We start from the raw sequence: 15,167 nt of genomic DNA on the forward strand, positions 1-15,167 counted from the left end.
CAAAAAAACGGCCAGTGAGTGCCTGGCATCCCCAGAGGATGTCTGCATCACTGACCGCTATTAAATGTGTTACATAAAGTTTCTATAAAAATTACATATAAATATCTACAACTGTACCTTCTGTGCTGCGCAACCGGTCAAAATCAGCCCGTTTGATCCGTAGTCCGCCCAAGCGGTACCGATTCTCCAGCCGTTCTGCTGGAACTTCCTGTCCATTCACCTTAACATAGGCTAGTTGGCCTTGTGCACAATGGTACACAAACACGGCTGGCTTGCCATCGTAGTCGAAGTCGAATCGTGTGCCGTCCAGTTCATCCGGTAATACCGGATCGATGATCAGATCACCGCCGTCTTCGCGGATACCCAGCACATTCGAGATCAGTTGATTCATATAGATCCCCGGACCGCTGGAATAGATTCTCCAGCCGCCTTTTACCGGAACCGAACCGTCACGAAGCTCCGCAAAACGCTCCTGCGCTTCATACCGATTGGAGAATTTGCCGTCCGAGCTGCTGAAATAAGAATTGCTCTGCCGCAGCTCCGCATTTGGCACCGCATCACGAATGCCAATCGGGTTAATGACGGCCAATCCCTTCCATACCTGATCCCGTTTGCCGATCTTCGCCATTGCTTCAACAAAACGGATATGGGCATGCACATACTGCAGACCAATCTCGCGGCCAAAATTCGCCGCCTGCTCCGCACGTTTGAAGTGCAGACTGACACCACCGGCATATTGTGCCGGATGATTCATCAGACGCACGCCGTCCGGACAAAGGAATTGTTCCTGGATCAGCTTGTAGTGCTCCTCCATCTGCTCTGGAGTTAACAGCTCGCCAATCATGCTTCTGGTCATCGGTAGGAGCCGGTACTGGATGCCGGTCTCCTTATCTTCAGGATGCAGCAACAGCTTGGCATCGGCAGGATCTTCGAAGTAAAGGAAGCCCGGAATCACATCGGTTCCCAGCATATAGCGGTTGAAGTCACCTTGGATGCCTGTAGCTAGCTCCTTCAGTTCCCCGGCCCATGCGGCATCCGCGTCCTGCAGTACTCCCGATAATCCGAGCACCGTCTGATATGTCAATGCGACTGTCCAGCTGCTGACCATGTACTGCTTCAGCTGGGCATTGGCCGGTTGAAGGGTATCATCCCAGTCTCCGTCACCGTAAGAGGAGAGGAACGTATCATGCAGAAAATTCGCTTTGATATAGTCCAGTTCTTTGATCGCATGTTCCCGTAAGGAAGCTGTTTCTGATGTGAAGTCAAAATGGTGTCTGCGGGTGTACGGAAGCTGCACATCCAGAACATCGTAATCCCGGGTCGCCCGCAGATAATCGCCTAATACCTTCAGCGGCCAGACAATGATATCTCCGTGGCTCTCCTCCTGCTGGACTTGTGTATACTTGTCAAACATGAACCACTGCGGCCAGCTGCCGTCATCCTCATACTGATGAGTGAATACAGTAAGCAGGATTTCACGAACCTGTTCATACTTGTGGGTGGCCAGGAAATATTCCACCGGTCCCTGACAGACATCGCGGGTTCCCCATGCGGCTCCGCCGTACTGCTCCAGACCGTGAGGTACGGAATAATGAACCAGCATATTGTGGGTATACCACCAAGCCAGCGCATTCACCTTGAATAATTCTCCTTGTGTACCGCCCTGCTCCGTCAGCTTGAAACCATTCATGACTCCAGACAAAAATTCACGGTACCGTGCCGCCTCGGCTTCAACAGAAGTGGAGCTTATTGTACGCGCCTTGCCATCCAGCAGTCCTTGTATCGTCAAGGTCCAATCAGCACTTTCTTGCAGCTCCATCACTACAAGAGATGCACTGCCTTGAACATGCCCCTCTACCAGAATCGACTCGTCTCCCAGTTCGTATGCTGCGCCATCCAGTTGCATCCGGTAAGCTAATTCAGGGTATACCTGTGCGCTAGTCCCTGTCTGTGCTGCCCGGAAGGTTAGCGTACCATCCGAAGGGTCTTGGGACATTTCATATGGAACCTCATATTCCGCTACATTCATGGTGATCTGGTTCGTGATCAAGAACCGGTATGCCATGCCGTTAGCAGAATGCACATGCAATCTAACCTCCGGCTGATCCATCGTGGTGTAATTGGTGATTACCAGAGTATCCGATACCGTTTTATAATACCAGCGCACATAATTAAAGCCGATTTCGAACAGAGAAGGCATCGTTAGCAGATGATATTGTCCTTCCATGTAGACATATATCCGTTGTCCTGAAGTCTTGTAGACGTTCAAGGCGCTGCGGGCATTGGACATCATTTTATTGAAATTGGTGTTGCCTACGACCACCTGAGAATTGAAGATACCATACATATAGGAGGTTGTCGTCATCACCTCTGGGTTCATCCGCGCATTATCACCGCTCATAAGAATTTGTCCATGCGGACGCTCGACAAGAAGTTCCTTATCCTTGAGTACAACATGCTCATAGCCTTCCGTGAAAAAAGCCAGCAGCTTACCATCCTCACGCTCTTCTTGCAACTTGTGAGGGAACAGCACATCGAGCTCGGCACTAGTCAAAGAAAGAGTCTGCAGAGGTTCACCAATCTGAGGTTTGCCCGTTATCCGGTTCAGCAATTCCCCTTCAGCGGTGATGCTTCCCAAAGACTGTACCTCTTGCCAGGCTTCTTGAACCGACTCTGCATACTCCAGCTCCGTAATCGCAGCCGGATGATCCTCGCGAAACAATCCATAGAAGGTAAACCGCGTCTCCCCTTCCAGCTGGACCTTTGCAGACTGCAGGGCCGTGTAGGCAAATTCATACTGGTAAACCTCGTTTGCAAGCATGTCCCCTGACAATGCTTCTGGCTGATCCGTTTCCTTGTATGATAAGCCGAAAAATTGAAAACCATCGGTAGAATATCCAGCAGCACCTTCAAGCAGACCCTGCTGAAGATATGGGAACTTCCCGTCCTGCGGCTGATTCTGGCGGGAGCATACAACATATCCCTTATCTTTACTTTCAAAAACCGCATGATCGATGTATTGGGACAGATAAGCCTCATTGCTTGTAACTGCTCCAGGAGACGCTATACCCACATCTTGTGTATATATCACATCCACAAGAACTCCGCTGCCTTGGATGGAAATATCCCAGAACCAGACACCCGAACTTGTCATGGAGAAGACTACCTGATAACGGAGAGCCTCTTTCGCTCCCGTTCCTGCCTGCTCTACAGGAATATCGCCCTGCCATACTAAACGTTCGCCGTCTTTACGGAAACGGCTGGCTGATTTGACGCCAAGCAGCGGATAAGCCTGGATCCCTTTGGGGGTATGGAGCCTTACATACAGATTCCCAGGTGCACCATCCACAATGTTTGATAAAAGCTGATTAATCATCATTTTACCGCCCAGAGCCTGATACAAGTCACCGCTCTCCAGAAACGTAAAGGTTAAGTCACCCTTTTGAAGCGACAGCCTGGTTGTTGATGCAATTGTCATTTCGTTTCACTTCCTTATCTGCTGCGGTGAGAATACCGCTAATTAATAAATATTAGAGTAAACGGAACATGGCCGATTGAGTGTCACGACTGCTGGACCCGACATATACGGTGAACTGGCCGGGATCACTGGTGTAGGACAAATCACTATGGTGATAGCGAAGCTGGGATTCCTCAATGTGGAACACAACCTCTTTACTCTCTCCGGGTGACAGCTGAATCTGTCTGAAATCCTTAAGCTCTTTAACCGGACGCACAGTCTCACCGGACATATCTCGGATGTAGAGCTGAACGGTCTCGGTTCCGGCAAGGCTGCCAGTGTTCGTGACGGTTACTTTGGCTTCCAGCGGACGGTCTGCTGTCATCCGATCCGAAGACAGGGAGAACTCTGCATAGGCAAAGGAGGTATAGCTTAGACCAAAACCGAAAGGCAACAGCGGTTCATTGGGAATATCGATGTATTGAGAAATATAGCGGTTGTCAGTTGCTTCCTCCGGTTTCGGACGTCCGGTATTGTAAGCATTGTAATATACAGGAATCTGGCCCACAGAATGCGGGAAGGACATGGACAAACGTCCAGACGGATTCACCTTGCCATACAAAATATCCGCCAGTGCCGCACCGCCTTCACTCCCTGGGAACCATGCCTCCAGCACTGCATCGGCCACATCATAGACTCCATGGAGATCAAGCGGACGACCGTTAAAAAGCACAACAGCCAGCGGCTTTCCAAGCTTCTTCATCTCTCGGATCAGCTCAAGCTGAGCTTCCGGAAGACGGATATCACTGCGGCTGCCTCCTTCTCCGCTCATGTCTGAGGACTCGCCGAGCGCCAGTACAATAACTTCAGTTGCTGAAGCAGCGTTCAGCGCCTCAGCAAGGCCGCTTTCTGTAATTGTATCAATGCCGCAGCCCTCTGCGATTAATACATTTTCGGGATCACTGCTGATTTTCTGCATCGACTCTCCAAGCTTCACCGCAGTTTCCTTGGAACCGGTCCAGGACCACCAGCCGAGAATATCACCGCTTGCTGCAAACGGACCTATCAAGGCAATCCGCTGGTTAGCCCGGAGCGGAAGAACTCCTTCATTTTTGAGTAGTACACTCGACTTCTCAGCAAGTCTCCGGGAGACCTGCCGGTGCTCCGAACTAAACACGATTTGCCGTTCCAGCTCAGGATCAGCTCCGCGCATTGGATTCTCGAATAAGCCCAGCTTCTCTTTCAGCTCCAGAATCCGCAGCACGGCTTCGTCAATTATCGCTTCGTCAACAAGCCCATCTGCCACAAGCTCCGGCAAATGATTCACATAACTTGTGGTCATCATATCTATATCAACACCGCTGTGGATCGCCTTGAAAGCAGCCTCTTTCTCATCTTCTGCTGCTCCATGCGCAATAATCTCCTTAATCGCCGCCCAGTCAGAGATCAAGACCCCCTCAAATCCCCATTCGTCACGAAGCAGCCCGCGCATCAATTGGTGGTTGCCTGTAGCCGGAATACCATTCACAGTATTGAAGGAAGTCATCACCATTTCGGCGCCTGCGTCGATGGCCGCTTTATAAGCCGGCAGATAATATTCGCGCAGCTGACGCTCTGATAGATCTACAGTGTTATACTCACGGCCTCCTTCGGCCAGCCCATAGGCCGCAAAGTGCTTCACACATGCCGCAACACGGGTCATATCGTCCTTAAGATTATCTCCTTGGAAGCCTTGGACAAATGCCTTGGCAAATTCAGCATTCAAGTAAGTATCTTCACCCGTTGATTCCATCACCCGGCCCCAGCGGGCGTCACGAACCAAATCTACCATAGGGGCAAAAGTCACATGAAGTCCGGATACAGCCGCCTCACGCGCAGCAATCTCGGCACTTTGTTCAGCAAGATTGAGGTCCCAGGAACAGCCAATCGCCAGTGGAATCGGAAAAATCGTCTTGAAGCCATGAACGATATCCGCCATGAACAATAGCGGAATACCGAGTCTGCTTCCGGACAGGTGCTCTTTCTGAACCGCCATCATTTTCTCCGCACCTGCAATACCGAGAACCGAACCCGCAGCCCGTTTCGTATTGGCATCAATTCCGAGCTCTTCCATAGGACCGGTAATCTCAGAATCATCACCCGGTTCATCATAGAAAGGCGCTGCCAGCTGCAACAGTTGGGCTACCTTCTCTTCCAGGGTCATATGTTTCACATATTTGTTGTACAAATGTTCAGTCATAGCTGCTCCCCCAAAGAAACGAAACGTTTCTATTATATTTTTCCATATATAATATAGATTTTTTTTATTGAATCAATTTTATTTCCTAAACGTTTCAATTTAATTCGAAGATCCGCCGGAACCTCCCCAGGGCAGTCAGCTCCGGGGTTTGACCGATTTGCGTTCAACCAGCTCAATCTTGAGCTTATAGAAATCATTAACGGTGTCGCCGTTAAGCATTTGGAACAGCAGATGCCCCGCAAGCGATCCGGATTCATACATAGGCTGACGGATCGTTGTGAGAGGAGGCTGAATGTATTCGGACAGTTGGATATCATCAAAACCGATCACAGAAATATCATCAGGAACACTGATACCTCCCTCTTCAAGGGCCTTCAATCCTCCAACAGCCATTTCATCATTCGCATAAAAGACAGCTGTGGGCAGCTCTCCCTGCATCAGCATCATTTTGGTCGCCTTATATCCGCCCTCACGGATGAATCCCCCGTTCAGCTTCCATTTGGCCTTTTCCTCCAAACCTGCTTCCCGCATGGCCCGCAGAAATCCCTGGTAGCGCAGCGCATTATCATAGGAATTAGCCGGACCACTGATATAAGCAATATGCTCATGGCCTTTTTCGATCAAATAACGGGTAGCACTGTAGCCGCCCTGCTCTCCATCTACCACAACATTTATGAGTCCTTTGCCTGCAATCAGCCGGTCCATGACAATAATAGGAAATCTGTCACTTCCGGCAGCCTGCAAAATCTCATCAGTAATGTTATGTGCAAGCACAATGGCTCCATCCACCCGCTTCTCCAAAAGAAATCTTACCGCCGTGGAGTCCTTCCCGCCCATAGAACTGCATGCGATCAGGTCATAGGAATTGGACAAGGCCACATCCTGAATGCTCCGAATCAGCTCTGAATAATAAGGTCCGGATAAATCTGTCAATATCAGAGCTATGGTATTCGTACGGCTTCTCTTCAAATCCATGGCAAAGCCATTTTTCTGATAATTCAGCTGTTTTGCGGCTTCAAGCACCTTTTCCCTGGTTTTGGCGCTCACCTTGCTGTCGCCGCTCATAGCATAGGATGCTGTAGATAAGGCCACCCCTGCCAGCTTTGCCACATCTTTGATTGTTGCCATGTTTGTTCAACCCTTCCCGAGTCATGCCATATGCTTCTCTATATTATTTTATGCCGGAGATGGTATATCCTTCTATGATATGTTTTTGGAAGAAGATAAATATGATAATAATCGGCACAACCATGAAGGCCGCTCCGGCCATCTGCAATCCGAACTGTGTACCATATTGGCCTTTCAGCAGCGAGAGACCTACCGATAAGGTGTACAGCTTCTCATCATTGGCAATAATAAGCGGCCAGAGAAAGCTGTTCCAGGCGCCGATAAACGTCAGGATACCTTGTACTGCAAAAACCGGTTTCACAATCGGAACCATCAGTTGGAAAAAGATCCGGAGCTCCCCGGCTCCGTCCAATCTGGCTGCCTCCAGCAAGTCCATAGGAATCGTGGTCATGAACTGACGAAACAGGAAGATTGCGAACGCACCGACCAAACCAGGCAGAACTATTCCTGCCATCGTATTCACCAAATGCATCTGGTTAATGATCAGATAAGTTGGAATCATCGTAACCTGTCCAGGAATCATCATGGTGCCCAGAATAATATAGAAGAACTTGTTTTTACCCGGAAAATCAAATTTAGCAAAAGCATAACCGGCCATCGCGTTGAGAAACAGTCCTACAAAGGAGCACAGCACGATGATCAGTGTATTTTTCAAATAGATTAAAAAGTCCATCTTCACGAACAAATCCCGGTAGTTAGAGAACGTCGGGTGGTTCGGAATCAGTGTCGGGGGAATTACAGTGAATTCACTCTCCGGTTTAAAGGACGAGCCGATCATCCAGATGAATGGCACCATCATCAGCAGTCCGCCGATAATGAGCAGTGCGATCATCAATCCTTTTTCCATATGTTTCATTTTCAATGCCATGAAATTATACCTCCTCTTTAAGCAGCAGCGCTACAGCTGACACTTAATATTCCACTTCTTTCTTTTTGACCGCGAATTGAATGAGTGTTGCAATAATGATGATAATGAACAACACGAACGAGCCGGAAGCCGCATAACCGAACTTGCTGAGCTGGAAGCCGTTGTTATAGATGAAGAGTGCCATAGACATCGTGGCATTCAGCGGCCCGCCCTTGGTCATGACCAGCGGTTCTTCGAAGAATTGAATCCAGCCGATCAAGGTCGTAATGGTCACAAAGAAAGTAGCGAATCCAAGAAGAGGTACTGTGATGAAGCGCAGCTTCTTCCAGCCAGTCGCCCCGTCAATTTCAGCCGCTTCATAATAGGAACGGGGAATGCCCTGCAATGCTGCCAGGAAAATAATCATATTGAGACCTATGGATTTCCAGAACGCCAGCAGGATCAGAGATAATTTCGCAAGATTCGGGTCTTGAAGCCATTGCTGTGCCGGAAAGCCGAAGATAGACAGAATGTAGTTGAACAGCCCATAGCTGCCGTTATACAAATATCCCCACACCACCGCGACGGCTACAATGTTAGTAATCGACGGCATATAGTAGATGACGCGGAAGCTTTTGAACAGCCACCCTGTTCCATAATTAAGCAGCAGCGCCACCCCCATGGAGGCAATCACGACCATCGGTACACCGATAACTACATAGATCATTGTGTTGTACATCGATTTCAGGAAGACCGGGTCTTTGAAAATGTTAATGTAATTATCTAAGCCCACACTGCTGATATTGGAATAATCCGCAAGCCCCACCAAATCCATATCTGTAAAGCTGATGACCAGCGCTATGATAATTGGAATTATGGAGAATACAGTCAGCAGCAGGACAGCAGGTGCGATAAACATATATGGATATTTATTTTTGTTCCATTGCTTCACAAATGAACTCACAATCACTCACATCCTTTCGCTTTCTTGCACTACCTTTCCATACAATGAACGCACACACTGCCGAAACCCCTTCATTACGGAGAATCGGCAGTATGCCTGGAAAGAGTGTTGCTTATTTGTTGCCCAGAAGTTCATTTGCCTTTGCGTTAAGCTTGTCCAGTTCGGTCTGTGTATCCGCACCGCCAACCGTGATCTGTTCAAAGGAAGCCATAGCCGCTTGTGCAATCTCTTCATATTCTTTTACCGTTGGAGCAGGACGTGCATTCTTAAGCTGTTCACCAAAAGCGGCAATCATCGGATCTTTCAGCGCATCGTTATCCCAAGCGGCCTTCAGTGCAGGCATCGAGTTGGAAGTTTCATAATATTTCAGCTGTGCATCCTGTTCAGCCATGAATGCGATAAATTTAGCAGCTTCATCCGGATTTTTGCTGTAGTTGAAGATGGACAGATCAGCACCACCGATGGAAGAGGTGTTAGTTTTTTGAGCAGGAAGAGTGGTTACTGCCCATTTGCCGTCAATCTCCGGAGCTTTTTCCTTAACAGTCTGAATCATCCAAGGGCCACTGATGAACATCCCCATGGTACCATCTTTAAATGCAGCTACCGTATCCAGATCTGTTCCCTTAGGGGACAATCCTTCATCGTAGAAGCTCTTCAGAAATTTAATCGTGTCCACATATGCCGGCTGGTTGAACTGGGGCTGACGGTTGCTGTCAATCAGCTCGCTTCCGTTCTGCCAGGCGAAGATAGCCGTATAGATCGAATCCTTCGCTTCGATAGGTAACGCATAATGTCCAGCTCCACCTTTGGCAACCAGCTTCTTGCTGGCATCCTTCAATTCATCCCAAGTCTTGGGACCTTCCGGATAACCTACGTCACCTAGCAGATCAGTGCGGTAGAACATAGCGCGCGTCTCAACATAGAAAGGAACTGCTACCGTTTTGTCTTCATATTTTGTCGTTTGAACTGCACCGTCGAAGAAATTCTCCGCTTTCATGCTGGGATACTTTTCAATATAAGGCGCCATGTCCTTTAGTGCACCTGCTGCCGCAAACTCAGGAATCCAGGTTGTTCCCATTTGGATAACGTCAGGACCGTTTTTAGAGGCAACGGCAGTCAGCAGTTTATCATGTGCAGTATCCCAAGGAATCGCTTGCACATCCACTTTGACACCCGGATTCTTCTCTTCATACATTTTGGTAATCGGCGTTACAGTATCCGAAGTTCCCATGAACCATACTTTCAACGTTTTGTTATCACCAGCTGCTGAATCATTAGAATTCCCACAACCTGCTGCGACCAAAGAGAAACCCATTAATACAGTTGTAGCTACCAAACCAGTCTTTTTCATCATTACTTTCACCCCTGTTGTAGTGTTTGACAAATTTATATATTCATGAATAAAACCCTTACATCGAAACGTTTCGATTCACTTCGAAAAAAAATTCGAGTTTTTCTGTGAAACATAGTATAAATCGCAGACTCCTTAATGAATAATTACCCATAAAAAGAGATCTAAAACTACTTTTTCTACATTTTCCCTTGAAAACGAGATCTTTCCCTAAGTGTAAGGCTCATTAGTCGGATTCACAGATCGAATCGTTTCGATAAACCTATTATATGACTAGCTGTTAGCGATTTCAAGTAGGCCGTCTAAAAATGTCGAAAATAACATAAATGCCTTCGATTCATTTGCGCAGTTGAGAGGACCTTCCATCAGATAATAGCAAAAAGACCGCCATTTCTGGCGGCCCCTCCCGTTGCCTGTTGTGAAGAGTACACGCTACTTGCCGAGTTCGTCCGCGGTCGGACCGTAGACACCAGGTACCGGCTGATCAAGCAGACGCAAGTACATTCCGAGCTGTGCACGATGATGAATCATATGGCTCATCCCCATCGTACGGAATGCTATAGCCTTCGGCTGTACGGCCATGACCGTATCGCCGCGACGGAGTGTCCAGTTCGAGCCCAATGCCGCTTCATCGATTGTGTCCAGCGTCTGCTCGAGCTCCTGGATGTTCGCATTGAATTCGTCTAGCATCGCCTGCCTGCTCTCTAAGGCTACCCTGCGTGATGGTATGGTCCCCAGATCCAGTTCCGGATCGCGCAAAATGAACAGTTGCCAATTAATCAGGTTGACGACATGCGTTGCTAATTCCCCAAAAGTATAAGACTTCGCATGCGGTCTCCAACCCAGATGTTCGTCCGGTATGCTTTCCAACAACCTGCGCGTTCCCGCCCATTCTTGCATAACGTCCCCGACCAGCAATGATTTGTTCAACATCTCCTTGTTCCTCCTAATTGTTCAAATACTGTCAGTTCACTTAATTTTATAATAAAACCTCCCCATCGAAGCTATTAGATCTAGGTTTGCTTCTAAAGGGAGGTTTTGCTTAATTCATTTCATTATAACGTTCAACAGCCTTGCTCAGCAGATAATTGAAATTTTCAGGTGTTCCATCTGTAGTGTGGAGGAACTGACCGTTCAGATCAGAATCCGATACAGGCTCCTTCTTATTGATGCGCTCAATAATTTTCGAAGCGGCCGCTTTTGCCTCAGTGGCTGAGTCCACATAATTCCCTATACTGAAACTGTTAACCCCTTCTTTTTCAATCCGTTTCTTATCTTTTGAAAGGGTCATGAGCTCACTCAAATCCGCGGTCATCGTATCGTATTTGACTTTAAACTTCGTCATATCAAGCTTGAGCACATTGCCGGCGGTGATTCCCTGTTCATCCATTTCAATGGCCGTAGCCTCGGCGTCTATCATGAACTTCAAGGCACTATACCGGATCTGCTGGTCTGAATCCTTGAGTTTTTGCAGTTCAGCCAGACGCTGCTCGTTACCCAATTTCTGCAGAGCTGTGAAGAATGGTTTGGCGACTTTCTCATAAGCAAGATTGGCACTTACCAGCTTGGTATGCAGCTGCTTTCCTTGTGCGAATTCATCATCCACGTAACCCCTTGAATCATAGTAGGCTTTCATTTCATCCAGTACGGACAACAGCTCTTTGATGACTGGTGTCAGTTGGATTACTAAGGGGTCTGCGTTCGCAAAAGCAGGTTGGCTTGCGGTATAGCCGTTCGCTTGATCAATGACTACCCGTTCAGGTTCAGCAACGTCGAGCATGATGAAGCTGAAATTCTTCTCGATTACAGGCTGTGTATCCATTCCGAACTTCTCAAAATAATGAATTAGAACCTCATTGATTCTGCCTGTCATCAAGTTATTAAGCCTTACATATGCATTGTACTTCTCAATTTCCTTTTTCTCTCCGGAGGTAACACCAGCAGGCGCTTTATCCACTGAAGAGGTAATAGCAGAACAAGCGGATAACATTGTACCTAACATGATAATGGTAATAAAGAATGATAGCTTTCTCAAAATAGTGATTCCTCCGACTAGGTCATTTAATGTTCTCTTTCGGGTCTATACTCTTCTCTTAGCCGCATATCAATAAAGATTATGATACACATCTCTTCAATTTTAAAATTATTTTGTGAATAGGTCTTGAGTCTGGAGTAGCAAAATTGTCAAATTTTATTTATCGGCTCTCCGCTTGATCTGAACAGGTAAATTAAAAGGGGTGCCTTTCGGCACCCCTTAAGCTAAGTAAGATCTTTTTCTGTGTAACACGCAAATTTTCGCTAGGATATGAGGTCCTCGTCTGCAATAGTCCACATAATAAACCCCGCTAGAGTGTTTTGCCCAAGGCATCAAGCATTTCGTTCGTGCCTTGCTCGCGAATCTCTGGAGTATCTTGCCCGTCAAAAAACGCCCCCTGTTCGGTGAAAACCAGCTTGGTTCCTTCCTCGACCGGGATGAACTCAACCGTTGTAAGCGAAACGGAAAGGCGCTTATCGCCAGCATCCAATGAGTAAGTGTAGACAATCCGCTGTTCCGGAATGATCTCTTGGTAGTTAGCCTCGAAGGTGAAAACCGGTCCTTCTGGCGGCCCTCCTCTGCTATATTCCCGTCCTCCAACACGGAATTCAAAAATATCGGGCTTCGAAAACCACCTTGCTTTTAGAGCCGGGTCAGACCAAGCACCATAAACCTTTCCAAGCGATGAGGCATAGGTTCGTTCGACAACAAACGTAGCATGATTGACGAATCTTTCACTCATGGTTAATCCTCCTTTGATTTTGTTGCTTCATGTTCAGCATCAAGCAAATTTCCTAGAGTATCCAGTCTGTGCTCCCAGCTCATCCGACGCTCGATAACCCGCTTTTCATGGCTCATTTTCATTGTGTATAGGATACTTGTAAAGTCTTCCACCGTTAAGGGAGCCTTTACTTGAATGGACTTGGATACATATTGGAGTTGTTCTAGAAGTCTCTGCTGCAGCTTGATTTGGTCTTTGATCCGTGCTATTTGCAGGTCAACGATCTCAAGTGCACTGATCTGCCCGCCTTCCAGAAGACATTTCACTTCATCAAGGGATAGGCCAAGCTCCTTAAGGGATACAATCTGCTGCAGACGCGACAGGTCGGATTCGTTGTACAGTCGATGACCGGAGTCGGTCTGTCCGGACGGCGAAAACAAACCGATTTGATCGTAAAATCTAAGGGTACGAACGGTAAGTCCCGTTATTTTCGCAAGGTCTCCTACCTTCCAATACTGTCCCATAGTCACTCCTTCGTTAGCGCTAACGTACATTGATTATAAAAGATGACGTTACGTAAGGTGCAACAAAAATATTTTCAATGAAAGCTTATCCACACGGTTTATGACGATTCTAAAAAAGCCGCAAACCCACCCTTAGAGGGGTTCGCAGCTTCAGTAACCGGAACAACAAATAGGATCACATTCCCATGTGTTCTATAGTACCCAGTTTCCTTTGCGGAAGACAGGTTCAATGGTCCCATCGGCTAATTCGCCATCAATATCAAGCTCTGCAGAGCCTATCATGAAGTCAACATGCGTCAGGCTTACATTGGCTCCCCGCTCCAGCAGCTCCTCGCTGCTAAGTGAGGTTCCGCCTTCTATATTTACCGGATACGCACTGCCGAGTGCAAAGTGACAAGAAGCATTCTCGTCGATTCCAGTATTGTAGAAGACTCTATTCAGATTTGAAATAGGAGAATCATGTGGTACCAGTGCCACCTCTCCCAGATAAGAGGCGCCTTCATCCGTTTCCAGCAGGGAAGTCAGATGCTCCCGCCCGGATTCGGCATCATATGCAGTTACTTTACCGTCCGTAAAAGTGAGCTTGATACCATCTACTAGCCGTCCATTCAAATTAAGCGGCATCGTGCTGCTGACAGTACCGTTGACTCCTTTGCGGTGCGGCATGGTATAGATTTCTTCTGTCGGCATATTGGCTACAAAATAGACCCCGCCGGCATTTTCGCCGCCGCCGCCGCGCCAGAGATGTCTCTCTGGAAGCTCCACATGAAGATCCGTTCCAGGAGCGCGGTAATGCAGACTTTTGTAGCGTTTGGCATTCATCCGTTCCTGGGATTGCTTGAGGTCTGCAATATGTGCTCGCCACGCGGCTACCGGATCCTCGCTGCCCACACGGTTCATCTGGAATACCGCTTCCCACATGGCTTCCACACGCTGTTCCTCCGGTAGATCAGCAAACACTTTGTCCGCCCAAGCCCGTGTTGGCGCCTTGATCAGCGACCAGCTAATCCGGCTGTTGCGGGTATAGCTCTGATATTTCTTGCGTGCTATGGCTGCAGCTTTCACTGCCGTGGAAACTTTGGAGGAATCAATACCGCGGAATAATTCCGGATCAGGTACTTTGATATGTAATACAGCCCCACCTTCTTCCGCGAACCCTTCCAGCATATCTGCATGCCACTGCGGGTAATATCCAAAAGAATCATCTGCAGCCTTCTCATAACGAATACGTGTTACCTTTTCATCATCCCAATCCACAAGCACGTATTTGGCTCCTGCTTCATAGGCCTTGCCTACAATCAGACGAGTTAGCTCTGCCGTTTCCAGTGGCGAATGAATCATAAGTACTTGACCAGACTGCACATTTACTCCGACCTTGACAACCAGGTCAGCATACTTTTCCAGCATTACATCAAAATCCTTCATCGCTTCATTTCCTCCGTATCATGGATTGCTCTATTCAAATATATAAAGGAACACTTCCTTTATTTTAGCGCAAAATGCCGGAGGTGGCGATTTCTTTACTAAATACACGATTCAAGAATGGATTTATTTCTTATCTACTTGCAGCAGTGTAACTGTCTTGACAGCATACGTATGGGCGATTTTTTCTTCTTCGATAATATTCAGTTTAATCAGACTGGCGATTTTCGCCGAGTCCGCTTTGGAGAGCAATCGCCAGACCTCAGGATCAGATAACGTCCGGTATAGCTTGTCATCATCGTATTCCCTGCGGTTTTGCGTGACCAGCTTCACTCTGTAGCCTCCGATTTCATTGTCCGCCTGTCCCTGCTGCGCACAAAATGCCAGGATCTCTTGCCGAAGCTCGCCCAGTTCTTTCTCCATCTCCTTCTGCTTGGCCTTCAGTTTGTAATATTGCTGTACTTTCTTGTCCATCTTGC

The 15,167-nt window shown here is 47.7% G+C and carries 12 protein-coding genes; all 12 read right to left on the reverse strand.

Going from position 1 to position 15,167, the window contains the following annotated elements; all coding sequences use genetic code 11:
• Positions 1-91 precede the first annotated feature (91 nt).
• Positions 92-3,478, reverse strand: a complete 3,387-nt coding sequence (locus ACAN54_RS08485; RefSeq protein WP_379152973.1) for a GH36-type glycosyl hydrolase domain-containing protein — start codon at positions 3,476-3,478, stop codon at positions 92-94.
• Positions 3,479-3,530: 52 nt separating this feature from the next.
• Positions 3,531-5,696, reverse strand: a complete 2,166-nt coding sequence (gene bglX / locus ACAN54_RS08490; RefSeq protein ID WP_379152975.1) for a beta-glucosidase BglX — start codon at positions 5,694-5,696, stop codon at positions 3,531-3,533.
• A gap of 135 nt (positions 5,697-5,831) precedes the next feature.
• On the reverse strand, positions 5,832-6,824 hold the full coding sequence (locus tag ACAN54_RS08495) for a LacI family DNA-binding transcriptional regulator (RefSeq protein WP_379152977.1): 993 nt from the start codon (positions 6,822-6,824) through the stop codon (positions 5,832-5,834).
• Positions 6,825-6,867: 43 nt separating this feature from the next.
• A complete protein-coding gene (locus tag ACAN54_RS08500; RefSeq protein ID WP_379152979.1) occupies positions 6,868-7,692 on the reverse strand; it encodes a carbohydrate ABC transporter permease in 825 nt (274 codons plus the stop codon).
• Positions 7,693-7,735: 43 nt separating this feature from the next.
• Complete coding sequence (locus ACAN54_RS08505) at positions 7,736-8,590, reverse strand: carbohydrate ABC transporter permease (RefSeq protein ID WP_379154169.1); 855 nt, start codon at positions 8,588-8,590, stop codon at positions 7,736-7,738.
• Between the two features lie 157 nt (positions 8,591-8,747).
• The gene (locus ACAN54_RS08510; RefSeq protein WP_379152981.1) at positions 8,748-9,989 is read right to left on the reverse strand and encodes a sugar ABC transporter substrate-binding protein; all 1,242 of its coding nucleotides are present in this window, start codon (positions 9,987-9,989) and stop codon (positions 8,748-8,750) included.
• Positions 9,990-10,418: 429 nt separating this feature from the next.
• A complete protein-coding gene (locus ACAN54_RS08515) occupies positions 10,419-10,916 on the reverse strand; it encodes a DinB family protein (protein WP_379154171.1) in 498 nt (165 codons plus the stop codon).
• 112 nt (positions 10,917-11,028) lie between these two features.
• Complete coding sequence (locus ACAN54_RS08520) at positions 11,029-12,021, reverse strand: YiiG family protein (RefSeq protein WP_379152983.1); 993 nt, start codon at positions 12,019-12,021, stop codon at positions 11,029-11,031.
• Between the two features lie 310 nt (positions 12,022-12,331).
• A complete protein-coding gene (locus ACAN54_RS08525; protein ID WP_379152985.1) occupies positions 12,332-12,763 on the reverse strand; it encodes an SRPBCC family protein in 432 nt (143 codons plus the stop codon).
• Between the two features lie 2 nt (positions 12,764-12,765).
• Complete coding sequence (locus ACAN54_RS08530; protein WP_379152987.1) at positions 12,766-13,266, reverse strand: MerR family transcriptional regulator; 501 nt, start codon at positions 13,264-13,266, stop codon at positions 12,766-12,768.
• A 192-nt stretch (positions 13,267-13,458) separates the two neighbouring features.
• Entirely contained in the window at positions 13,459-14,691 is a 1,233-nt protein-coding gene (locus ACAN54_RS08535) for an aminopeptidase (RefSeq protein ID WP_379152989.1), read from the reverse strand.
• Positions 14,692-14,814: 123 nt separating this feature from the next.
• Entirely contained in the window at positions 14,815-15,162 is a 348-nt protein-coding gene (locus ACAN54_RS08540) for a hypothetical protein (protein ID WP_379152991.1), read from the reverse strand.
• Between the last annotated feature and the right edge of the window lie 5 nt (positions 15,163-15,167).

The sequence above is a fragment of the Paenibacillus diazotrophicus genome (genome assembly GCF_042610465.1).

What these genes read in the sequence shown, in the direction of transcription:
- ACAN54_RS08540 (WP_379152991.1), bottom strand. Translation starts at nt 15,162, where the DNA reads ATGGACAAGAAAGTACAGCAATATTACAAACTGAAGGCCAAGCAGAAG.
- ACAN54_RS08495 (WP_379152977.1), bottom strand. Translation starts at nt 6,824, where the DNA reads ATGGCAACAATCAAAGATGTGGCAAAGCTGGCAGGGGTGGCCTTATCT.
- ACAN54_RS08535 (WP_379152989.1), bottom strand. Translation starts at nt 14,691, where the DNA reads ATGAAGGATTTTGATGTAATGCTGGAAAAGTATGCTGACCTGGTTGTC.
- ACAN54_RS08500 (WP_379152979.1), bottom strand. Translation starts at nt 7,692, where the DNA reads ATGGCATTGAAAATGAAACATATGGAAAAAGGATTGATGATCGCACTG.
- ACAN54_RS08530 (WP_379152987.1), bottom strand. Translation starts at nt 13,266, where the DNA reads ATGGGACAGTATTGGAAGGTAGGAGACCTTGCGAAAATAACGGGACTT.
- ACAN54_RS08485 (WP_379152973.1), bottom strand. Translation starts at nt 3,478, where the DNA reads ATGACAATTGCATCAACAACCAGGCTGTCGCTTCAAAAGGGTGACTTA.
- ACAN54_RS08505 (WP_379154169.1), bottom strand. Translation starts at nt 8,590, where the DNA reads ATGTTTATCGCACCTGCTGTCCTGCTGCTGACTGTATTCTCCATAATT.
- ACAN54_RS08510 (WP_379152981.1), bottom strand. Translation starts at nt 9,989, where the DNA reads ATGATGAAAAAGACTGGTTTGGTAGCTACAACTGTATTAATGGGTTTC.
- ACAN54_RS08525 (WP_379152985.1), bottom strand. Translation starts at nt 12,763, where the DNA reads ATGAGTGAAAGATTCGTCAATCATGCTACGTTTGTTGTCGAACGAACC.
- bglX (WP_379152975.1), bottom strand. Translation starts at nt 5,696, where the DNA reads ATGACTGAACATTTGTACAACAAATATGTGAAACATATGACCCTGGAA.